The 21253-nt window shown below is 70.7% G+C and carries 27 protein-coding genes; 5 read left to right on the plus strand and 22 right to left on the minus strand.

All coding sequences use genetic code 11. The annotated features are described in order from the left end of the window. Window positions 1-219 precede the first annotated feature (219 nt). The 20 genes from ACFCX4_RS18130 to rfbB all read right to left on the minus strand — a co-directional run bounded on the left by ACFCX4_RS18130 (window position 220) and on the right by rfbB (window position 13196). Window positions 220-405: a type Z 30S ribosomal protein S14 gene (locus ACFCX4_RS18130; protein ID WP_030055830.1), complete on the minus strand. Its 186-nt coding sequence runs from the start codon at window positions 403-405 to the stop codon at window positions 220-222. A gap of 4 nt (window positions 406-409) precedes the next feature. Continuing rightward, window positions 410-979 (minus strand): 50S ribosomal protein L5, encoded by a 570-nt coding sequence (rplE, locus tag ACFCX4_RS18135; RefSeq protein ID WP_376143518.1) that lies wholly within the window; start codon window positions 977-979, stop codon window positions 410-412. After that, on the minus strand, window positions 979-1290 hold the full coding sequence (gene rplX / locus ACFCX4_RS18140; RefSeq protein ID WP_148644962.1) for a 50S ribosomal protein L24: 312 nt from the start codon (window positions 1288-1290) through the stop codon (window positions 979-981). The genes rplE and rplX overlap by 1 nt, the downstream gene beginning before the upstream one ends. A 15-nt stretch (window positions 1291-1305) precedes the next feature. Continuing rightward, entirely contained in the window at window positions 1306-1677 is a 372-nt protein-coding gene (gene rplN, locus ACFCX4_RS18145; RefSeq protein WP_030393301.1) for a 50S ribosomal protein L14, read from the minus strand. 102 nt (window positions 1678-1779) lie between these two features. Further along, window positions 1780-2052 carry a 30S ribosomal protein S17 gene (rpsQ, locus tag ACFCX4_RS18150; protein ID WP_037605711.1) on the minus strand — a complete coding sequence of 91 codons (273 nt, stop codon included), beginning with the start codon at window positions 2050-2052 and terminating at the stop codon, window positions 1780-1782. Beyond that, complete coding sequence (gene rpmC, locus ACFCX4_RS18155; protein WP_030300387.1) at window positions 2052-2276, minus strand: 50S ribosomal protein L29; 225 nt, start codon at window positions 2274-2276, stop codon at window positions 2052-2054. Before rpmC ends, rpsQ begins: the two co-directional genes overlap by 1 nt. After that, a complete protein-coding gene (gene rplP, locus ACFCX4_RS18160) occupies window positions 2276-2695 on the minus strand; it encodes a 50S ribosomal protein L16 (RefSeq protein ID WP_030300385.1) in 420 nt (139 codons plus the stop codon). The genes rpmC and rplP overlap by 1 nt, the downstream gene beginning before the upstream one ends. Before the next feature lie 5 nt (window positions 2696-2700). Beyond that, window positions 2701-3525, minus strand: coding sequence for a 30S ribosomal protein S3 (gene rpsC / locus ACFCX4_RS18165; protein ID WP_030232473.1), 825 nt, complete (start codon window positions 3523-3525; stop codon window positions 2701-2703). Next, window positions 3525-3872: a 50S ribosomal protein L22 gene (rplV, locus tag ACFCX4_RS18170; RefSeq protein ID WP_045304593.1), complete on the minus strand. Its 348-nt coding sequence runs from the start codon at window positions 3870-3872 to the stop codon at window positions 3525-3527. The genes rpsC and rplV overlap by 1 nt, the downstream gene beginning before the upstream one ends. A 50-nt stretch (window positions 3873-3922) precedes the next feature. Then, window positions 3923-4204, minus strand: a complete 282-nt coding sequence (gene rpsS, locus ACFCX4_RS18175; protein WP_030055821.1) for a 30S ribosomal protein S19 — start codon at window positions 4202-4204, stop codon at window positions 3923-3925. Between the two features lie 11 nt (window positions 4205-4215). Further along, on the minus strand, window positions 4216-5052 hold the full coding sequence (gene rplB / locus ACFCX4_RS18180; protein ID WP_376143521.1) for a 50S ribosomal protein L2: 837 nt from the start codon (window positions 5050-5052) through the stop codon (window positions 4216-4218). 36 nt (window positions 5053-5088) lie between these two features. Beyond that, window positions 5089-5406, minus strand: coding sequence for a 50S ribosomal protein L23 (gene rplW / locus ACFCX4_RS18185; protein WP_376143523.1), 318 nt, complete (start codon window positions 5404-5406; stop codon window positions 5089-5091). After that, window positions 5406-6083 carry a 50S ribosomal protein L4 gene (rplD, locus tag ACFCX4_RS18190; protein WP_376143525.1) on the minus strand — a complete coding sequence of 226 codons (678 nt, stop codon included), beginning with the start codon at window positions 6081-6083 and terminating at the stop codon, window positions 5406-5408. The genes rplW and rplD overlap by 1 nt, the downstream gene beginning before the upstream one ends. 4 nt (window positions 6084-6087) lie before the next feature. Beyond that, complete coding sequence (gene rplC, locus ACFCX4_RS18195; protein WP_376143527.1) at window positions 6088-6735, minus strand: 50S ribosomal protein L3; 648 nt, start codon at window positions 6733-6735, stop codon at window positions 6088-6090. A 14-nt stretch (window positions 6736-6749) separates the two neighbouring features. Then, on the minus strand, window positions 6750-7058 hold the full coding sequence (gene rpsJ / locus ACFCX4_RS18200) for a 30S ribosomal protein S10 (protein ID WP_012785157.1): 309 nt from the start codon (window positions 7056-7058) through the stop codon (window positions 6750-6752). A 418-nt stretch (window positions 7059-7476) separates the two neighbouring features. Then, on the minus strand, window positions 7477-9294 hold the full coding sequence (locus ACFCX4_RS18205) for a phospholipid carrier-dependent glycosyltransferase (protein WP_376143529.1): 1818 nt from the start codon (window positions 9292-9294) through the stop codon (window positions 7477-7479). Window positions 9295-9656: 362 nt separating this feature from the next. Then, the gene (locus tag ACFCX4_RS18210) at window positions 9657-10433 is read right to left on the minus strand and encodes a glycosyltransferase family 2 protein (protein ID WP_376143531.1); all 777 of its coding nucleotides are present in this window, start codon (window positions 10431-10433) and stop codon (window positions 9657-9659) included. Next, window positions 10430-10831 carry a DUF2304 family protein gene (locus tag ACFCX4_RS18215; RefSeq protein WP_376143532.1) on the minus strand — a complete coding sequence of 134 codons (402 nt, stop codon included), beginning with the start codon at window positions 10829-10831 and terminating at the stop codon, window positions 10430-10432. Before ACFCX4_RS18215 ends, ACFCX4_RS18210 begins: the two co-directional genes overlap by 4 nt. 92 nt (window positions 10832-10923) lie before the next feature. Beyond that, window positions 10924-12225: a hypothetical protein gene (locus ACFCX4_RS18220; protein ID WP_376143534.1), complete on the minus strand. Its 1302-nt coding sequence runs from the start codon at window positions 12223-12225 to the stop codon at window positions 10924-10926. Then, window positions 12222-13196 carry a dTDP-glucose 4,6-dehydratase gene (gene rfbB / locus ACFCX4_RS18225; protein WP_376143536.1) on the minus strand — a complete coding sequence of 325 codons (975 nt, stop codon included), beginning with the start codon at window positions 13194-13196 and terminating at the stop codon, window positions 12222-12224. Before rfbB ends, ACFCX4_RS18220 begins: the two co-directional genes overlap by 4 nt. Before the next feature lie 106 nt (window positions 13197-13302). On the opposite strand from rfbB, the gene rfbA reads away from it, so the two are divergent. From rfbA to ACFCX4_RS18250, 5 genes are all read left to right on the plus strand, one after another. After that, entirely contained in the window at window positions 13303-14178 is an 876-nt protein-coding gene (rfbA, locus tag ACFCX4_RS18230; protein WP_376143537.1) for a glucose-1-phosphate thymidylyltransferase RfbA, read from the plus strand. Next, window positions 14175-14774, plus strand: a complete 600-nt coding sequence (locus ACFCX4_RS18235) for a dTDP-4-dehydrorhamnose 3,5-epimerase family protein (protein ID WP_376143539.1) — start codon at window positions 14175-14177, stop codon at window positions 14772-14774. The genes rfbA and ACFCX4_RS18235 overlap by 4 nt, the downstream gene beginning before the upstream one ends. A gap of 211 nt (window positions 14775-14985) precedes the next feature. Beyond that, window positions 14986-15888, plus strand: a complete 903-nt coding sequence (locus tag ACFCX4_RS18240; protein ID WP_376143541.1) for a glycosyltransferase family 2 protein — start codon at window positions 14986-14988, stop codon at window positions 15886-15888. A gap of 83 nt (window positions 15889-15971) precedes the next feature. Further along, entirely contained in the window at window positions 15972-16928 is a 957-nt protein-coding gene (locus tag ACFCX4_RS18245; RefSeq protein WP_376143543.1) for an NAD-dependent epimerase/dehydratase family protein, read from the plus strand. Between the two features lie 82 nt (window positions 16929-17010). Further along, window positions 17011-18210 (plus strand): acyltransferase family protein, encoded by a 1200-nt coding sequence (locus tag ACFCX4_RS18250; protein WP_376143545.1) that lies wholly within the window; start codon window positions 17011-17013, stop codon window positions 18208-18210. Here the strand turns inward: ACFCX4_RS18250 and ACFCX4_RS18255 are convergent. Next, window positions 18200-18643: a GtrA family protein gene (locus tag ACFCX4_RS18255; RefSeq protein ID WP_376143547.1), complete on the minus strand. Its 444-nt coding sequence runs from the start codon at window positions 18641-18643 to the stop codon at window positions 18200-18202. The two genes, ACFCX4_RS18250 and ACFCX4_RS18255, sit on opposite strands and share 11 nt — an antisense overlap. A gap of 27 nt (window positions 18644-18670) precedes the next feature. Further along, window positions 18671-21094 (minus strand): hypothetical protein, encoded by a 2424-nt coding sequence (locus tag ACFCX4_RS18260; protein WP_376143549.1) that lies wholly within the window; start codon window positions 21092-21094, stop codon window positions 18671-18673. Between the last annotated feature and the right edge of the window lie 159 nt (window positions 21095-21253).

The raw sequence follows: 21253 nt of genomic DNA on the forward strand, positions 1-21253 counted from the left end.
ATCACCCCCCCACCCCCTATATAAACAATATTCACTCCTTCGCCCGCTTCTTTTGTTTATACGCCCCCGCCTCGGGGGTGTGGCGCGGGCGCCTCGGCCCCCCCCGCGACAGGGGGCCCGACCTCACTACCCTACGGGATTCCGTACGCGGCCCCAAAAACGGGACCCTGTGGGGTCGGGCACACCTGCCTCGCTATGGCGTTACCGCGGGGTCCTGGACTACCAGGAGCTCTTGGTCACGCCCGGCAGCTCGCCGCGGTGCGCCATCTCACGGAGGCAGACACGGCAGAGGCCGAACTTGCGGTACACCGAGTGCGGACGGCCGCAGCGCTGGCACCGGGTGTAGGCCCGGACGCCGAACTTCGGCTTGCGCTCGGACTTCGCGATGAGGGACTTCTTCGCCATTGGCTCACGCCTCCTTGAACGGGAAGCCCAGGGCGCGCAGGAGCGCCCGGCCCTCGTCGTCGGTTCGAGCGGTGGTCACGACGGTGATGTCCATACCGCGCTGACGGTCGACCTTGTCCTGGTCGATCTCGTGGAACATAACCTGCTCGGTCAGACCGAAGGTGTAGTTGCCATTGCCGTCGAACTGCTTGGGGGAGAGACCACGGAAGTCACGGATGCGCGGCAGGGCCAGCGACACCAGACGGTCCAGGAACTCCCACATGCGGTCACCACGGAGGGTGACGTGGGTGCCGATCGGCTGGCCCTCGCGCAGCTTGAACTGCGCGATGGACTTGCGGGCCTTGGTCACGGCCGGCTTCTGACCGGTGATCGCGGTCAGGTCGCGGATCGCGCCCTCGATCAGCTTGCTGTCACGGGCGGCCTCGCCGACACCCATGTTGACGACGACCTTGACCAGGCCGGGCGTCAGCATGACGTTCTCGTACGAGAACTGCTCCTGCAGCTGACCCTTGATCTCGGAGTTGTAACGCTCCTTGAGACGGGGGGTCACCTTCTCAACAGACGTCTCAGACATCAGATGTCCTCACCGGTTCGCTTGGCAACGCGGATCTTGTTGCCCTCGTCGTCGAAGCGGTAGCCAACGCGGGTGACGACCTTCTTGCCGTCCTTCTCCACGACCAGCTGGACGTTGGAGACGTGCACCGGGGCCTCGACGGTGACGATGCCACCCTGAGTGCCCGGACCCGGCTTGGTGTGCTTCTTGACCCGGTTCACACCCTCGACCAGGACCTTGTTCTCGGCGGGCAGGGCCTGGATGACCTTGCCCTGCTTGCCGCGGTCCTTGCCGGTGATGACCTGGACCAGGTCACCCTTCTTGATCTTCATGCTGTTCGCCATGGGTCAGAGCACCTCCGGCGCCAGCGAGATGATCTTCATGAACTTCTTGTCGCGCAGCTCGCGGCCCACCGGGCCGAAGATGCGGGTACCGCGGGGGTCACCGTCGGTGTTCTTGAGAACGACAGCGGCGTTCTCGTCGAACCGGATGTACGAACCGTCGGGACGACGGCGCGACTTCACGGTGCGGACGACGACGCACTTGACGACGTCACCCTTCTTCACCGAACCACCGGGGATCGCGTCCTTGACGGTGGCGACGATGACGTCCCCGATACCGGCGTAGCGGCGACCGGAACCACCGAGAACGCGGATGCAAAGGATTTCCTTCGCGCCCGTGTTGTCGGCGACACGCAGTCGCGACTCCTGCTGGATCACAGCTTTCTCCTGATCGTCAACGAGAGCTGACGGGCCGGCCGCTGCTCACACCGGCGCCCACGAGGGACCTGGTGCACATACGGCCGTACCGCATCAACTTCGTTACTTGGCCTTCTCGAGGATCTCGACGACGCGCCAGCGCTTCGTCGCGGACAGCGGGCGGGTCTCCATGAGGAGGACCCGGTCGCCGATGCCGCAGGCGTTCGCCTCGTCGTGCGCCTTCAGCTTGTTCGTACGGCGGATGACCTTGCCGTACAGCGCGTGCTTGACGCGGTCCTCGACGGCGACGACGACGGTCTTGTCCATCTTGTCGCTGACGACGAGACCCTCACGGGTCTTGCGGAAACCGCGCGTCTCGTTGGTGTTCTCAGTCATCAGGCGTTCTCCACCGTCTCGATGCCCAGCTCGCGCTCGCGCATCAGGGTGTAGATCCGCGCGATGTCCTTACGGACGAGCTTCAGCCGTCCGTGGTTGTCGAGCTGCCCGGTCGCCGCCTGGAAGCGGAGGTTGAACAGCTCCTCCTTGGCCTCGCGCAGCTTGGCAACGAGACCCTCGTTGTCCAGCTGGCGGAGGTCAGCAGCCTTGGTAGCGGCCGACATCAGCTCTCACCGTCCTCGCGCCGGACGATCCGGCACTTCATCGGAAGCTTGTGCGCGGCGCGGGTCAGCGCCTCACGAGCAACCTTCTCGTTCGGGTACGACAGCTCGAACATGACCCGACCCGGGTGCACGTTCGCGATCCACCACTCCGGCGAACCCTTACCGGAACCCATGCGGGTCTCGGCCGGCTTCTTGGTCAGCGGACGGTCCGGGTAGATGTTGATCCAGACCTTGCCACCACGGCGGATGTGACGGGTGATCGCGATACGAGCGGACTCGATCTGACGGTTCGTCACGTAGGCCGGGGTCACGGCCTGGATGCCGAACTGGCCGAACGCCAGCTCGGTGCCACCCTTGGAGGCGCCGCGGCGCTTCGGGTGGTGCTGCTTGCGGTGCTTGACCCGACGGGGGATCAGCATTGCGGTCAGGCCTCCGTTCCGGTGTTCTCGGCGGCCGGAGCCTCCGCGGCGACCGGGGCCTGGGCCTCGGCAGCGGCGGGACGACGACCACGGCCACCGCGCTCGCCACCGCGGCGCTCGCCGCCGCGGGCGGGACGACCACCCTCGGGGCGGGCCGGGCGGTTGCCCGAGCGGGCAGCGGCGTTCTCAGCGCGGACCTCGGCGATGTTCTTGACGTCGCCCTTGTAGATCCAGACCTTCACGCCGATGCGGCCGAAGGTGGTCTTGGCCTCGAAGAAGCCGTAGTCGACGTTCGCACGAAGGGTGTGCAGCGGCACACGGCCCTCGCGGTAGAACTCCGAACGGCTCATCTCGGCGCCGCCGAGACGACCGGAGCACTGGACCTTGATGCCCTTGGCGCCGGACTTCATGGTGCCCTGCATCGACTTGCGCATGGCACGGCGGAAGGAGACGCGGGAGGACAGCTGCTCCGCGACGCCCTGAGCCACGAGCTGGGCGTCCAGCTCGGGGTTCTTGACCTCAAGGATGTTCAGCTGGACCTGCTTGCCGGTCAGCTTCTCCAGGTCGCCGCGGATGCGGTCGGCCTCGGTGCCGCGCCGGCCGATGACGATGCCGGGGCGAGCGGTGTGGATGTCGACGCGGACGCGGTCGCGGGTGCGCTCGATCTCGACCTTGGAGATGCCGGCGCGCTCCATGCCCTTCGTCATCATGCGACGAATGGCGACGTCTTCCTTGACGTAGTCCTTGTACAGCTTGTCGGCGTACCAGCGGGACTTGAAGTCCGTGCTGATGCCGAGGCGGAACCCGTGCGGGTTAACCTTCTGGCCCATTACCGGGTCCCTTCCTTGCTGCTGACGACCACGGTGATGTGGCTGGTCCGCTTGCGGATCCGGTAGGCACGACCCTGCGCACGCGGACGGAACCGCTTCAGGGTCGGGCCCTCGTCAACGTACGCCTCGCTGATGACGAGGTCGTCCACGTTGGAGTGGTTGTAGTTGTGCGCGGCGTTGGCGATGGCGCTGTCGAGCACCTTGCCGACCGGCACGGTCGCGGCCTGCGGAGCGAAACGCAGGACCGCCTGGGCCTCCGTGGCGTTCAGGCCACGGATGAGGTCCACCACGCGGCGGGCCTTCATGGGCGTGACGCGGATGTACCGCGCCTGGGCCCTGGCTTCCATGGTTGTCCCCTTGCTGGTGTAAGTCATTGAGTCGGTAATCTCGCTGGCGACTAGCGACGCTTCGACTTGCGGTCGTCCTTGACGTGACCGCGGAAGGTACGCGTCGGCGCGAACTCGCCGAGCTTGTGGCCGACCATCGACTCGGTGACGAACACCGGGACGTGCTTACGGCCATCGTGCACCGCGATCGTGTGGCCGAGCATGGCCGGGAAGATCACGGAGCGACGGGACCAGGTCTTGATGACGTTCTGGGTACCCGCCTCGTTCTGCGCGTCCACCTTCTTGAGAAGGTGGCCGTCAATGAAGGGGCCCTTCTTGAGACTGCGCGGCATCTGACCTGCTCCTAGCGCTTCTTGTTGGTCTTGCGGCGGCGCACGATGAGGGCGTTCGAAGCCTTCTTCGGGCTACGAGTACGACCCTCCTTCTGGCCCCACGGCGAAACCGGGTGGCGACCACCGGAGGTCTTACCCTCACCACCACCGTGCGGGTGGTCGATCGGGTTCATGGCCACACCACGCACGGTCGGGCGGACGCCCTTCCAGCGCATACGGCCGGCCTTGCCCCAGTTGATGTTCGACTGCTCGGCGTTGCCGACCTCGCCGACGGTCGCGCGGCAGCGCGCGTCGACCAGGCGGATCTCACCGGAGGGCATGCGCAGGTGCGCCATCTTGCCCTCACGCGCCAGCAGCTGGATGCCGGAGCCGGCGGAGCGGGCCATCTTGGCACCGCCACCGGGACGCAGCTCCACCGCGTGGATGGTGGTACCGACCGGGATGTTGCGAAGCGGCAGGTTGTTGCCGGGCTTGATGTCGGCGCCGGGGCCGTTCTCGACCCGGTCGCCCTGCGCGATGCCGCGCGGCGCGATGATGTAGCGCTTCTCGCCGTCCGCGTAGTGCAGGAGCGCGATGCGCGCGGTGCGGTTCGGGTCGTACTCGATGTGCGCGACCTTGGCCGGCACGCCGTCCTTGTCGTGACGACGGAAGTCGATCACGCGGTAGGCGCGCTTGTGTCCGCCACCCTGGTGGCGAACGGTGATCCGACCGGCGTTGTTACGGCCGCCCTTGCTGTGCAGGGGGCGAACCAGCGACTTCTCCGGCGTGGACCGCGTGATTTCGACGAAGTCGGCCACGCTGGAGCCACGACGGCCCGGCGTAGTCGGCTTGTACTTGCGGATACCCATTTTCGTCCTCGTCCTTATCGACGATCACGGCCTCCGTCAGGAGGTCGGACCACCGAAGATGTCGATGCGGTTGCCCTCAGCCAGCGTCACGATGGCGCGCTTGGTGTCCTTGCGCTTGCCAAAACCCGTCTTGGAGCGCTTGCGCTTGCCCTGACGGTTGAGCGTGTTGACGGACTCGACCTTGACCGAGAAGACCGCCTCGACGGCCTGCTTGATCTGGGTCTTGTTGGCACCGGGCGACACGACGAACGTGTACTTGTTCTCGTCGAGGAGCGAGTAGCTCTTCTCGGAGATGACCGGCTTCACCAGGACGTCGCGGGGGTCCGTGAACGTCTTGCTCGTAACGGCGCTCATCAGGCGGCGCTCCCTTCGAGCTCGCCCTCAGCGGCAACGGCCTTGGCGGACGCGGCCGGACCGGCCACGAAACGCTCGAAGGCGGCCTGGGTGAAGACCACGTCGTCGGAGACGAGCACGTCGTAGGTGTTCAGCTGACCGGCGTCCAGGATGTGGACGTTCGGCAGGTTGCGAGCGGACTTGAGGCCCAGCTCGTCCGCACGCTCGACGACCAGAAGGACGTTCTTGCGGTCGGTGATCTTGCCGAACAGGCCCTTGGCGGCCTTGGTCGACGGCGCCTCGGTCGCGGTCACGTCGGTGATGACGTGGATGCGGTTGTGGCGGGCCCGGTCGGTGAGCGCACCGCGCAGGGCGGCGGCGATCATCTTCTTCGGGGTCCGCTGCGAGTAGTCGCGCGGCACGGGGCCGTGCACGACGCCACCGCCGGCGAACTGCGGCGCACGGGTCGAGCCCTGACGGGCGCGGCCGGTGCCCTTCTGGCGGTACGGCTTCTTGCCGCCACCGCGGACCTCGCCACGCGTCTTGGTCTTGTGGGTGCCCTGACGGGCCGCAGCGAGCTGCGCCACGACGACCTGGTGCATCAGCGGAACGCTGACCTTCGCGTCGAAGATCTCGGCCGGAAGCTCAAGGCTGCCGGTCTTGTCGCCAGCCGGCGACAGGATGTCAATGGTGCTCATTTCCTCACAGCCCCTTCGCCGCGGTGCGGACGAGGACGAGACCGCCGTTCGGGCCCGGAACGGCACCCTTGATGAGCAGCAGGCCCTTCTCCGCGTCGACCGCGTGAACGGTCAGGTTCTGGGTGGTCACACGCTCGTGGCCCATCCGACCCGCCATCCGCACGCCCTTGAACACTCGGCCCGGGGTGGCGCAGCCACCGATGGAACCGGGCGAGCGGTGCTTGCGCTGCACACCGTGACCGGCGCCGAGGCCCCGGAAGTTGTGGCGCTTCATGACACCGGCGAAGCCCTTGCCCTTGGAGGTGCCGGTCACGTCGACCTTGACACCCGCCTCGAACAGCTCGGCGGTGATCTCCTGGCCCAGGGTGTACTCGGACGCGTCCGAGGTACGGAGCTCGACCAGGTGGCGGCGCGGGGTGACACCGGCCTTGGCGAAGTGGCCCGCGAGGGGCTTGTTCACCTTGCGGGGGTCGATCTCGCCGAAGCCGATCTGCACGGCGTCGTAGCCGGCCGGGCTGTCGGCGGTGTGGACCTGGGTCACGACATTCGGCCCGGCCTTGACGACGGTCACCGGGACGACCCGGTTGTTCTCGTCCCAGACCTGGGTCATGCCGAGCTTCTCGCCCAGGATGCCCTTAATCTGCTTAGCCATCTTCGGTGCGCCTCTCAGAGCTTGATCTCGATGTCGACGCCCGCCGGCAGGTCGAGACGCATGAGCGAGTCAACCGTCTTCGGCGTGGGGTCGAGGATGTCGATCAGACGCTTGTGAGTGCGCATCTCGAAGTGCTCGCGCGAGTCCTTGTACTTGTGCGGCGAGCGGATGACGCAGTACACGTTCTTCTCAGTGGGCAGCGGCACCGGGCCCGCGACCTGCGCACCAGTACGGATCACCGTCTCGACGATCTTCTTCGCCGAGGAGTCGATGACCTCGTGGTCGTAGGCCTTGAGCCGGATGCGGATCTTCTGTCCCGCCATGGCTACCTTGTAGTCCTTCTGTCAAGTCGCTGCACGACCCCTCCTCCGACCCCCGCGCTCGGGCGTGTCGCACTCGCGCTTGCAAAAAACCAACGATGGACTCGTCGGTTCAGAACTTTCGGGGGGAGGGGAGCCGGATCGAGGCCCCGCTCACGCTTCCCGGAAGATTCCCGTACTTTCGCCCCGCAGCTGCCGTGGCGTAGGGAACACGCTTGACGGCCATCACGGGAACGACGAGTACGTGGGACTCGCTTCCGGTCCTCCCGGCGGGAGGCGCGCAGCATCGGCACTCAACCGAGCAACTTGGACATACTGCCACAGCGGGGAGCCGGAAAGCCAATCGGGGCCGGTGAGGGCTGCCTCACCGGCCCCGACGGGTCCGATCACGGGGTGCGGCGCCGGAGCCCGGCGCCGCGCCTCAGCGCTTGCGCCAGATCATCCAGCCGCGCTGCTTGTCCACGCGCTCGACGTACCACTCCCCCGGGTGGTCCTTCCAGTAGGACTCGGGGGCCTTGCCCTCCTCCGCCAGCGGGGTGGCGATCATCGTCGCCTCCTTGGGGAGCGGCTGCCAGCGCGGGTCCCGGTACCAGACCCGGCCCTGGTAGACCTGGTAGGCCTGGGCCATCCGGATGCTGCCGTCGATGTCCCAGGCGAGCACCACGTTGTCCTTGGGCTTGATCCCGGCGGCCTTGGTGAAGTCGGTCGCGAAGGTCTTGCGCCAGGCCGTGTACGGGTCGGTGATCTGCTCGGTGATGGTCGTCGTGGCGAAGCCGCCGAGCAGGGCGAGCGAGACGCCGGCCGCCCAGAGCACCCGGCGTCCCCCGGCGAGCAGGAACATCACCAGCGCGCCCAGGACGATGAACGCCGCGGCGCTCGTGCGCCAGATGTTCAGACGGCCCCAGTCGCCGGCCAGGAACAGCGCGTCCGGCATGCCCCAGCCGATGAAGACCTGCTTCACCAGCAGCGAGCCCGCCGACCAGATCACCGTCTGGGCGATCAGCACGGTGAGGCCGACCGTGCCGGCCACGGCGTAGGCGATGTTGCGGGGGCTGAGCCGGGCGAGCACCGCGACGCCGCAGACGAAGGCGACCGGGATCAGGTACGACAGGTAGCGGGCGTACACCCAGTTGTCGATCCGCCAGTCTTCCGGGAGGGTGGCGGCGGAGGCCAGCGCGGTGCCGAAGAGCAGCGCCACCCAGACGCCGCCGACGATCCGGTGCTCGCGCGGGAAGCGCTTGCTGAAGACCGCGAAGAGGCAGGTGACGATCGCCAGGCCGCCGATGCCCCAGGTCGAGATGATGAAGTACCAGACCTGCCCGATGGTCCTGGTCAGCGTGCGCTGCAGGATGTCGGGGTTGGTCAGGCCCTCCATGAGGTAGGTGCCGACCTTGCTCGGCTCGACCTCGAACTGGCGGTTGAGCCACCAGGACAGCGCCTTCACGAAGACCAGGCCGAGCGCGAGCGTGCCCAGACCCGCGGCGGTGCTCCGCCACGGGGCCCAGCGCAGCACCAGGACGCCCAGGAACACCACCGCGGTCACCGCGACCACGACGCTGCCGCGGTCGTGCGTGGCCATCGAGTACGCGGCGGCCGCGGCCGAACCCGCGGCGTACCAGGCGCGGCGCTTCGGGGTGCCGTCGCTCAGCCAGCCGTGCATGCAGAGCAGCCAGCACAGCATCAGCACCGGAAGGACGGTGTCCGACAGCACGTACTGGGAGTAGAAGACCACCGGCGGCAGCAGCGCGGTGGCGGCGCCGAAGACGTACGCCAGCAGCCGGCGCAGGCCCAGCCGGCGCAGCGCGAGGTAGGCCAGCGGGAAGACCAGCGCGTTGATCAGCGCGTTGATCACCATGATCAGGTGGTACGCGGTGGCCGGGTCGCTGGCGATCCGCAGGGCCGGGGAGATCAGCAGCGGGTAGCCGCCGGGGATCACCACGCCGACCGGCATCTCGGTGCTCCCCCGGCCGGCCAGCACGCGCGCCAGGACCAGGTAGGAGTCCTCGTCGGCGTGGACCGACGGGTAGCTCAGGTGGCGGACGAGGACGACCCGGAAGAGCACCTCGACGAGGTATCCGGCGGCGATCGCCGCGGGCCAGAACCAGCGCCGGGTCCTGAGCCGGTCGAACCGGTCCAGCGCGCGGGCCGCCGCCCCGGCCGGCCGCGCCGCGTCGGCCCGTGGGCCGTCCGCCCGGACGTCGTCCCGGCTCTCCTCGACGGTGTCTGCTGAAGTCTGCACTGAAATCCGACTCTTCCCCTGAATGGTCCGGCCCTGCGCGGGGCCCGGCAGCCGCTGCGGCCTCGTCGATTGTGAAGGTCGTGCCGACCACCGGCGAGGGGCCTCGGGTGCGGGCCGGACGGTGCCGGTGCGCGGTCGTCCTCGGCTCGGGCCGTCGGACACGGGAGGTCCGGCGGCCACGGACACGCTAGCAAGCGCCGTGCGGCCGTGCCGACGGGCCGGTGCGGGGCTGCCCCGGATGCCGGCCGGGCCCGGCCGGGGAGTCTGCCCGATCGGGCCCAACCCGGGCGGGCCGCCGGGTCGCCCGTCCGGCGCAGCGCACGGACCGGCCGCGCGCCGGACGGGGCGGCCCCGCGGCGGGATCAGGCCTTGCCGACCAGCTCGCGCCGCTGGGCGGCCGCCTTGGTGGCGGGCTGGATGAGCTTGAGGTGCGGCGGCATCCGGCGGATCATCGCGAGCAGCAGCACCAGGCCGGCCCGGGCCAGGTAGATGGTGGCCTTGATCGGGGACGCGCTGGGGGTGCCGGTGGTCCGCTCGCGCATCGAGACCGGCACCTGCCGGATCACGAAGCCGCAGCGGGCGGCGCCGACCATGCTCTCGATCGTGTCGCCCAGGTACTCGACCGGGTACCACTGCGAGAAGAACTCGATCATCGGCTTGTTGCAGGCCTTGAAGCCCGAGGTGGTGTCGGTGAGCTTGGTGCCGGCCACCCGGGACAGCACGACCGACAGCAGCTTCATCGCCCAGGAGCGCGGGCCGCGCACCTTGTAGGAGCCCTCGCCGGCGAACCGCGCGCCGATGACCAGGTCGGCCTCGTCGAGCTTGGCGATCAGGGTCGGGACGTAGGAGGGGTCGTGCTGGCCGTCGGCGTCGCACTGCAGCGCGATGTCGTAGCCGTGCAGGTGCGCGTAGCGGTAGCCGAACCGCATGGCGCCGCCGACGCCCAGGTTGTACGGGAGCTGGGCGACCTTGGAGCCGTGCGCGGCCGCCACGGCCGCGGTGTTGTCCACCGAGCCGTCGTCGACCACCAGGGTGTCCACGCCGGGCAGCTTCTGCTGGATCTCCCGCAGGATCTTGGGCAGACCCTCCGACTCGTTCCAGGCCGGAAGGATGATCAGAACCTTCTTGCCGTCGATCATGTCCTCACCTCGGGGTCGGTCGTGCTGCGCGCGTCGTTGTCCGCACCCGCGACCGGGAAGCCGTGGTGCTCGGCCAGGTGCGCCCGCATCATGGCGACGTCCTCGGCCAGGGTCCGGGTCTCCGCCTCCAGCCGGGAGGCCTCCCAGCTGAGGTGCAGCGAGACCAGCAGCACGAGCACGAAGCCCGCGAAGAGCACCAGGCTGACGCCGGAGGCGATGCCGAGCCGGCGGGCGGTTGAGTCCAGGATCGTGGGGAAGAATCCGAGCGGCGCCACGACGACACCGATCGCGAGCCAGATCGCCGCGTACTTCTCCCGGAGCTGCTGTCGGCGCAGCAGCTCCAGGATGTAGACGAGCACCAGCACACCGGTGATCGAGGTAATGACGGAGAGTTGCACGACTGGGAGCGCCTTTCAGCGGCAGTGGCGTGGCCAAATGGTATGGACATCTTAAAAGGCGTGGCGACGCCCCTTGGCCGACGCCCCATGTGCTAACGCGCCGCCAGAGGTGCCCGTTGCTCCGCCACCGCCGGTGCGGGGGCGGCCATCGAGCGCGCCAGCGCCCATAGCATGGCAGCCGCGCTCACTCCGGCACCAGCCAGGTAGGCCAGTTCCGCCCTCGTGGCGATGTCCCCCGGCAGCAGCACGACGGCGACCAGCACCGCCGTGCCCGCCGCCCAGGACACCAGCTGGCGGCGGTGGCGGCCCAGCGAGAGCAGGGCCTGGCCGAACACGGTCGCCAGCATGAAGAACAGGGTGCCGGCCACCAGCCAGAGGAAGTCCACGGAGCCCAGCACGTCCTGCGCCTTGAAGAGCACCTGGATCGCCCACGGGCCGAGCACCACCGTGGGCAGCCCGGCCGCCGCGCACATCGCGACGACGATCGCGCCGGTCCGCAGCAGCACCTTGCGGAACTCCGCCTGGTTGCCGGCCGCGGCGGCGCCCGAGAGCGAGGAGACCAGCGAGGCCTGGATCGCGGCGTAGGCGAAGAGCGGGACGCGGGCCAGCACCACGGCGTTGGCCAGCGCGGCGATCAGCGCCTTCGAGGCGGGCGAGAGGCCGCTGACGCTCACCACCACGGCGTTCACCATCAGCTGCGCCAGCAGGGTGGAGGCGATCAGCAGGCCGAGGCCCGCGGTGACGTCCCGCCAGGCCGGGGCCGGGCCGCCGCGCCGGTCGGCGAGGACCTTGCGGATCCCGATCACCGAGGCCGCCAGCGGGGCGATCACCAGGATCAGCGCGAAGGCCGTCGGCGAGTGGGTGCCGAACAGCGGGATCAGCGCGGCCAGGCCGATCCGCAGCCCGCCGTCGACCGCGAGCTGGGCACCGTACGCGCCGAAGTGGCCGAGCCCGGCGAGCGCGCCGCGCGCCACCGAGCTGATCGCCAGGCCCACCAGGGCGCCGGCCAGTCCGGCCACCAGTCCGAGGTTGCCGTCGAAGAAGCGGTCGGCGAGCGGGCGGGCCGCGACGGCGACGCCCGCCAGCACCACGGCCAGCACCACCAGGGTGGCCAGCAGGACCCGCCGGATCGCCGGACCGGGGCCGTCGCCGGCCACGTCACGGGCGGCGACCAGGCGGTTCAGCTCCAGCTCGACCGGCGAGAACAACCCGTACCCGACGGACATCACCAGGGTCCACAGGACGTTGACGCCCGCGACCTGGGTGGTGTCCAAGCTGTGCCCGGCCAGCGCCAGGAAGATGTACGACGAGGCACCGAGCACGACGGTGCCGCCGAGAACGAGCCGGACCCCCGGGGGCAGTGCCCCGAGCAGCTTGGACACCGGATTGGTCATCGCAGGGCGGCCTTGGCCTTCAGCGGCTCCCACCAGGCGCGGTTGTCGCGGTACCAGGCGATGGTGGCGGCGAGGCCGTCCTCGAAGCGGACCTGCGGCGCGTAGCCGAGCTCCTCGCCGATCTTGGTGATGTCCAGCGAGTAGCGCAGGTCGTGGCCCTTGCGGTCGGCGACCGGCTCGACCATCGACCAGTCGGCGCCGGCGGCCTCCAGGAGCAGGCCGGTCAGCTCCTTGTTGGTGATCTCGGTGCCGCCGCCGATGTTGTAGACCTCGCCGGCCCGGCCCTTGCGCATGGCCAGCTCGATGCCGCGGCAGTGGTCGGAGACGTGCAGCCAGTCGCGGATGTTGCCACCGGTGCCGTACAGCGGGACCTTCCTGCCGTCGAGCAGGTTGGTGGTGAACAGCGGGATGACCTTCTCCGGGAACTGGTAGTGCCCGTAGTTGTTGGAGCAGCGGGTGACCACCACGTCCATGCCGTGGGTGCGGTGGTACGCCAGCGCCAGCAGGTCGGAGCCGGCCTTGGAGGCGGAGTACGGGGAGTTCGGGGCCAGCGGCCACTCCTCGGTCCACGAGCCCTCGGAGATCGAGCCGTACACCTCGTCGGTGGAGACGTGCACGAAGCGGCCGACACCGTGCTTCTTCGCCGCGTCCAGCAGCACCTGGGTGCCCAGGACGTTGGTCACCACGAACGGACCGGCACCCTCGATCGAGCGGTCCACGTGCGACTCCGCCGCGAAGTGGACGATCACGTCGTGGCCCGGCACGACCGCGTCGACGGCCTCGGCGTCGCAGATGTCGCCGCGCACGAAGGTGTAGCCGCTGTGGTCGGCGACGGGCGCCAGGTTGGCCTCGACGCCCGAGTAGGTGAGCTTGTCGAAGACGGTGATCTGATCCGTTGCGCCGGCGCCGAGCAGCTGCCGGACGAACTCTGAACCGATGAAGCCGGCGCCGCCGGTCACGAGGATGCGCATAGTGCGGGCAGTCTACCCGGGCTCCGCACGCCCCCCGCCCGGGGGCGAGCGCCCCCGCGGACCTCGCCCGACCTGCACGCCCCGCACGTCACATAAGCTTCGCGCCATGCGTGGAATCCTCTTGGCGGGCGGTACCGGGTCACGACTGTGGCCGCTGACCCGAGCAGTCTCGAAGCAGCTCCTCCCCGTCTTCGACAAGCCGATGATCTACTACCCGCTGTCGACCCTGGTCATGGCGGGGATCAGCGAGATCCTGATCATTACGACCCCCCAGGACCAGGAACAGTTCCAGCGGCTGCTCGGCGACGGCTCCCAGTTCGGCCTCCAGCTGGAGTACGCCGTCCAGGAGAAGCCCGAGGGCATCGCCCAGGCCTTCGTGCTGGCCGCGGACTTCATCGGCGACGAGCCCGTCGCGCTGATCCTCGGCGACAACATCTTCCACGGCAGCGGCCTCGGTACCCGCCTCGCGCAGCACACCGAGCCGGTCGGCGGCCGGGTCTTCGCCTACCCCGTCGCCGACCCGACCGCCTACGGCGTGGTCGAGTTCGACGACAACGGCCAGGTCATCTCCATCGAGGAGAAGCCCACGCAGCCCAAGTCCCGCTACGCCGTCCCCGGCCTGTACTTCTACGACAACCGCGTGGTCGGGATCGCCGCCGGGCTGCAGCCCAGCGCCCGCGGCGAGCTGGAGATCACCGCCGTCAACGAGGAGTACCTCAAGGCCGGCGAGCTGCACGTCACCATCCTCGACCGCGGCACCGCCTGGCTGGACACCGGCACCTTCGTCTCGATGGTCCAGGCCTCCGAGTTCGTCCGGGTCATCGAGGAGCGCCAGGGCTTCAAGATCGGCTGCATCGAGGAGGCCGCCTGGCGGGCCGGCCTGATCACCGCCGAGCAGCTGCGCGAGCTGGCCGAGCCGCTGCGCAAGAGCGGCTACGGCGACTACCTGGTGAACCTGCTCGACGAGGAGGCCGGCCGGTGAGGTTCCGCGAGCTCTCCGTCCCGGGCGCCTTCGAGATCACCCCGCAGCAGCACGGCGACCCGCGCGGCCTGTTCATGGAGTGGTACCGCTTCGACCGGCTGTCCGAGGTGGTCGGCCACCCGCTGCGGCTGGCCCAGGGCAACCTGTCGGTCTCCGCGCGCGACGTCGTCCGCGGCATCCACTTCGCCGACGTCCCGCCCGGCCAGGCCAAGTACGTCAGCTGCGTGCGCGGCGCGGTGCTCGACGTCGTGGTCGACCTGCGGGTCGGCTCCCCGACGTTCAAGCAGTGGGAGTTCGTCCGCCTCGACGACGTCGACCGCAGGGCGGTCTACATCCCCGAGGGCTTCGGCCACGGGTTCTGCGCGCTGACCGACGACGCCACGCTGTCGTACGTCTGCTCGGAGACCTACAACCCGACCGGCGAGCACGCCGTCCACCCGCTCGACCCCGACCTCGCGATCGACTGGCCGACCGGGGCCCCGCAGCTGTCCGCCCGGGACGACGCCGCGCCCTCGCTGGCCGAGGCGCTCGCCACCGGTCTGCTCCCGGACTACGCGGCCTGTCAGGAGTACACCGCGGGCCTGCGCGTCTCCTGAACCCGCTCCCGGCCCGCACCGGTGCCCGGGTCCGCCCCTCGCGGCGGGCCCGGGCACCGTCGTACCGGCGGGCGTCGCCGCAGGTGCCCCGGCGGGTGTCCCGGCAGGCGTCCCGGCGGCGGGCGGAGGGCCCCGGACGGCTCAGTATGATGGGCCCGCCGCAGGCTCTCCCCTGCCCCGGCCCCGACTCCGACCAGCGGATGTGCCACACATGACGACACTGGAAATCCTGCTTCCGTACTACGGCGACGTCGCGCTGATGCAGGCCGCGGTGCGCAGCGTGCTGGCCCAGACCGACGGCGACTGGCGGCTGACCGTCGTCGACGACGGCAAGGAGCCCGGGGTGCCGGAGTGGTTCGCGGAGCTCGACGACGACCGGGTGCGCTACTTCCGGAACGAGCAGAACCTCGGCGTCACCGGCAACTACCGCAAGTGCCTGGGCCTGGCCGAGTACGAGCACATGGTGTTCATGGGCACCGACGACGTCATGCTGCCCAACTACGTCGCCACCGTCCGCTCGGTCCTGGAGCAGTACCCCCGGGTCGCCATGGTGCAGCCCGGCGTCGAGGTCATCGACGGCACCGGCCGGCCGAGCAACACCCTGGTGGACGAGGCCAAGCGCCGGCTGTACGCGCCCAAGGTGCAGGGCCGCCGGCTGCTGGGCGGCGAGGAGCTGGCGGTCAGCCTGCTCAAGGGCAACTGGCTGTACTTCCCGTCGATCTGCTGGCGCACCGAGGCCGTGAAGAGCACCGGCTTCCGGGACAACCTGGAGATCATCCAGGACCTCGCGCTGGTCATCGACCTGCTGCAGGCCGGCGAGCACATGGTCGTCGACGACGCCAGGGCCTTCCAGTACCGCCGCCACGCCGTCTCCATCTCCTCCTCCTCGGCCTTCAGCGGCTCCCGCTTCACCGAGGCCCGCCGGTACTTCCTGGACGCCGCCGACCGGCTGGACGCGCACGGCTGGCACCGCGCCGCCAAGGCCTCCCGGCTGCACCTGTCGGCCCGCATCCACGCGCTCACCCTGGTCCCGGGCGCGATGCGCGCCGGCCAGTGGGACGGCGCCAGGACCCTGCTGCGCAACGCCACCAGCACGGCCGGCCAGTCCCGCTGAGCCGGCCCGCCGGGTCGGACCGCCGGTCCGGACCGCCGAGCCCGTCCCCCTGCCGAGCCCCGTCCCCTAGGGAGTCCCCCGCCATGACCACCCCGCCCCCGGCCCCGGCCCGGATCGCCGTCCTCGGCGGCACCGGCTTCATCGGCCGGCTGCTCGGCGCCCGGCTCCAGGAGCAGGGCATCGAGGTGCTCAGCGTCGCCCGCAAGCCCTCCGAGGTCCCCGCCCCCGGCCGGTTCGCCGCCTTCGACCTGTCCACCACCGCGCCGTCCGAGCTGACCGCCCTGCTCGACCGCGAGGGGATCGACACCGTCGTCAACGCCGCCGGCGGCATGTGGGGCCTCACCGACGAGCAGATGTACGAGGCCAACGTCGTGCTGACCGAGCGGCTGGTCGAGGCCGTCGCCGCGATGGCCCGGCCGGCCCGCCTCGTCCACCTGGGCACCGTCCACGAGTACGGCATGGCGCCGGTCGGCGTGAGCCAGCGCGAGCAGGACGTGCCCGCCCCGGTGATGGAGTACGGGAAGCTCAAGCTCGCCGCGACCGAGGCCGTGGTGCGGGCCGTCGGGGCCGGCACCGTGGACGCGGTCGTCCTGCGGCTCGGCAACGTCGTCGGCGCCGGCCAGCCCGGCCACAGCCTGCTCGGTGTGATGGCCGCCCGGCTCGACGCCGCGCGCCTGGCCGGGGAGACCGCCGAGCTGGCGCTCCAGCCGCTCACCGCCCAGCGTGACTTCGTCGACCTGACCGACACCCTGGACGCCGTGCAGCTCGCCGCGGAGGCGCTCGCCGCGGGCCGGAGCGTCCCGCCGGTGCTCAACGTCGGCACCGGCTCCGCCACCTCCGCCCGGCACCTGGTCGAGCTGCTGATCGAGGAGAGCGGCGTGCCGACCGCGGTCACCGAGGTCCCCGCCCCGGACGGCACCGGTCCGGAGACCGAGTGGCAGCAGATGGACGTCACCGCCGCCCGCGAGCACCTGGGCTGGGCGCCGAAGCGCTCGCTGCGCCAGGCCGTGGCCGCCCTGTGGCAGGCGCAGACCGCCTGACACGGGCTTCCGGTGTGACCGGGGGGCGGGCCGACACGGCCCGCCCCCCGTCCGTACCCACCCTCGTCACCGTCGGGGAGCCATGAGCACGCGTGTCCTGCGCCACCCCCTGCTCCGCCCGCGCGGCACCCTCGCGCAGCTCACCACCGGCCGCGCCAACGGCTTCGGCGCCCTGCGCCTGCTGCTGGCCGTCGCGGTGGTCGTCTCGCACGCCTGGCCCGTCGGCCGGGGCCGTCCGGACCCGTTCTGGGACTGGACCGACGGGACCACCGACCTCGGCAAGACCGCCGTCCTCGGCTTCTTCGCACTCTCCGGATTCATGATCACCGGCAGCGCGGCCAAGCTCCCGCCGCTGCGCTACGCCCGGCACCGCGCCCTGCGGATCCTGCCCGGTCTGTTCGTCTCGCTGCTGTTCTGCGCGCTCGTCCTGACCCCGCCGCTCTACCTGTGGCAGCACGGCACCCTGGCCGGCTTCTGGAGCCGCCCCGACGGCCCGGCCGGCTACGTCACCAGCCTCGGCGGCGTCTCCCCCACCGCCGGCTGGGACGTCTCCGGGGTGCTGGCCGAGGGCGTGCGCCGCGGCACCAACTTCGACCGCAGCTTCAACGGCGCCCTGTGGTCGCTCAAGTACGAGGTGCTCTGCTACCTCGCGGCGGGCCTGCTCGCGGCGTTCGGCGCGCTGCGCCGCAACCGCCGCCTGCTGCTGGCCGGGACGGCCGTGCTCTGGCTGCTCACCGCCTCCGGGCTGGCCGACCTGCCCTCCCCCGCCAGCCCGCTGGCCGGTCCCTCGGTCGCCGTCCCCGGGTTCGGCCGGGTCAGCGGCCACCTGCTGCTGCACCTCGGCCTGGTCTTCCTGCTCGGCTCGGTGCTGCGGCTCTGGGCCGGCCGGGTACCGGTGAACGACGGGTTCGCGCTGGCCGCGGCCGGCGTCCTGGCGGTGACCGCCCGCTGGGGCGGCTACCCCGCGTTCGGCCACCCGGCGCTGGTCTACCTGCTGCTCTGGGCGGCCGTCCGGCTGCCGGAGCGGTTCCGGCGGATCGGCCGCCGCGCCGACTACTCCTACGGGGTGTACGTCTACGGCTTCCCGGTCGAGCAGGCGCTGGCCCTGCTCGGCGCGGCCCGGCTCGGCACCGCGGGCTTCCTGGGGTGCGCGCTGTCGGTCACCGGCGTGCTCGCGGCGTTCTCCTGGCACTGCGTGGAGGAACCGGCCCTGCGGCTGCGCGACCGCACCCCGGCGTGGGCACGGCCGCGGCCGGCCGGCCCCGCGGAGCTCAGTCCTTGAAGACCCAGACCTTCATCAGCAGGAAGCGCAGCACCGTGGCCAGGCCGTTGGCGACGATCAGGCCGCCGAGCTCGACCACCTTGGAGGCGTCCGGCGCGGCCATGTCCAGCAGCGCCAGCACGCCGGCGCTCAGGCCCAGGCCGATCAGGAACGCCACCGCGCCCTGGAGCTGGTGCTTGAGCGCGCCGTCGCTGCCGGTGATGCCGAAGGTGAACCGGCGGTTGGCGGCGGTGTTGGCGACCGCGCTCACCGCGAGCGCGATCAGGTTGGCCGCCTGCGGGTCGACGACCCACCGCGCCGCCCAGTAGAGGCCCAGGTAGAACAGCGTGCTGAGCACGCCGATCACCAGGAACGACGGGAGCTGGCGCTTGACGCCGGCCGGCTGTGCGGCCTGGTCCGGCGCGGTCACGGGCGGCTTCTCGGTGGAGACCATCTGGATGCCCAATGCTTCGGAGTCGGATCAGGAGAGCTCGTAGACGGCCATCCGGCCGTTGTCGAAGACCTGCCTGGCGAGCGTCTTCAGGGCCGGCGACTCCGGCCCCGTCTTGCGGTTCACCACGACGTAGCGGACGTCGTGGTCGTCGCGCAGCCGGCCGAGCACCTCGGCCGTCGGAGCGTAGACGGCGGCGTCGTTCAGGGCGAGCAGCGGCTGGTCCCAGAAGGTGCCGGACTTCTCCGACATCAGCCGCGGCGAGTAGGCCCAGCCCTCCACCAGGACCGACCGCTCCGAGTAGGCGCTCAGGTAGAAGGAGAGCGAGTTCCAGCAGGGCGCGGACGGGTCGGCGTAGTCGGTGTCGGAGCGGCAGTGGGTGTTGGTGACCAGCACGTCCCCGGGGTCGCTGTTGGCCCGCACCCAGCGCGCGGCCTCCACCTGGGTGGCGGGCAGCGGCCAGGCGCCGTCCCACGGCATCTCCCGGCTCTGCTGCACGTCGAGCAGCAGCGAGGGCGCGCCCGCCGCCAGTGCCGCGGTGAGCAGGACCAGCCCGCCGCGCCGGCGCAGCGCGGGCAGCACCCGGCCGGCCGCCCACCAGAGCAGACCGCCCACCGCGGCGATGCCCGCGAGGGCGGCCGCGGCGGCCAGTGCGGGCACCAGCGCGGTGTACGACGCGGTGCCCTTCCCGTCGCCGACCGCTTCGAGGGCGAAGAGCGCCCAGTCGTCGGCGTAGTGGTACAGGCCGAGGCCGAGCAGCAGGACGAACGCGAGCGTGCCGACCGCCAGCGCGGCCCTGCCCCGGGCCGGCAGCGCGGCGCGCTCGAAGACCTCCGCGTAGCCCCAGGCCGACAGCAGCACGCCGAAGGAGAGTCCGGCGAGGGTGAAGTAGCTGGAGTTGAAGCCGTTGACCGCCAGGTAGGCCGCCGGACCGGCGATCGCTCCGCCGAGCAGGAACCACTGGACCGGCTCCAGCCGGAACCGGCGGCGCCAGAACAGCGGGATCATCCCGACCATCCGGAGCTGGTGGTTGAGCAGGAAGGCGATCAGGGTGGCGCCGACGATCACGCCCTGGGTCACCGCGGTGCGGCTCTGCTCCGGGTCGGCCCAGTACTTCTGGATGTTGCCGAAGGGCACCACTTCGAGGCCGTAGCTCTCGAACCGGAACAGCACGGCGGTGGCGAAGACCTGGGCGCCCGCCACGATCGCGCCGAAGCGGACGACGGTCCACGGGATGCGGCGGGTGCCGATCAGCACCATCAGACCGGCGAACGCCAGGCCGGCCAGCGTCACCGGCAGCGAGCTCGCCTTGGCGGCGCTGGAGGCCAGCGCGAACAGGGCGGCCAGGACGTAGGCGCCGCGGCCGAGCGCCGGGACGGCGGCGGTGCGCCGGGCGTCCGTGCTCCCCGCGCCGCCCGGGTCCGCGCCGGGCCGGCCGCGCAGGCCGTCGCCGATCACGCCGACCAGCGCCATCAGCAGCGGCTGGCTGTAGGTGAGCGACAGGCTCGCCCAGGACATCAGCGGCACGGCCGGGGCGCCGAAGGTCCAGCTCGGGGTGTTGTTCGGGTAGACGGCGTTGAACTCGCCCACCGCGAAGATCAGCAGGGCCGCGACCGGGCCGGCCCACGGCCGGCCGGTCAGCCGGTGCGCCACCACGGCGGTGATCACCATGGCGAGCGCGGCCAGCGCCGGCACCATCAACCGCATCTGGATCACCGGCAGGTCGATGTGGCCGACCAGGTCACCCATCGCCATGTGGACGAAGGTGAACCAGTGGTAGTGCAGCGGCTCCCCCGCGGCCTGCGGGAAGGTGAGCGGCATGTTGTGCTTGGCGTTGCCGGCCAGCGACAGCAGGTACGGCAGGTCGATGTACTGCCGGGTGGTCTCGGTGTCGGGGAGCACCGGGTTGCGGCTGAGGAAGACCGCGTACAGGTAGGTGCTGGTGATCGCGACCGTGCCGGCGACCGACCAGGACCAGCCGGCGGACATCCGGCGGTAGCTGCGCGGGAACCAGTGCCGCCGCAGCCCCGGCACCGCGAGGAACGGGATCACCACGGCCAGCGGCCAGGCGGTCGCCACCGACTGCAGCCCGAGGCCGACCAGCACCGCCCAGGCCGCGAGTTCCAGGACCAGACCGACCACCGCGCCGAAGGCGAGGTCCTCCAGCAGGGTGTGCGGCCGGCGCCGCAGCGCGCGGAACACCAGCGTGCCGGGCAGCAGGACGCCCCAGAGCGCGTAGAAGGTGTACCGGGCGATGTCGCCGGCCGAGGTGCCGGCGGCCGACAGCAGGGCGGCCAGCAGGGCGTAGGCGGCGATCGCCGGCAGGAACCGCAGCAGGCGGGCGCCCGTGCCGTGCGGGGCCCCGCCGGCCTCCGGGGCGGCGTCCGCGCCCTGCCGTCCGGCCGTCGCGGCCCGCGCACCCAGGGTGGGTGCGGTGCTGTCAGTACTGCCCATCGTTCCTGTCTCCTGCGCCGCTGCGTCGACTTCCTGGCCGGCCCCGGCCGACCCCGGGCCCCGCGCGGGGCCCCCGGGCGGGGGCGGGGGGGGAAACGCGGGCGACGGGGCCCAACAGCGGCGCGGTGGTAGAAAAAAAAATAAGCGGCGCCGAAAGAA

This window comes from Kitasatospora sp. NPDC056327, from assembly GCF_042261735.1.
Lineage (GTDB): Bacteria > Actinomycetota > Actinomycetes > Streptomycetales > Streptomycetaceae > Kitasatospora.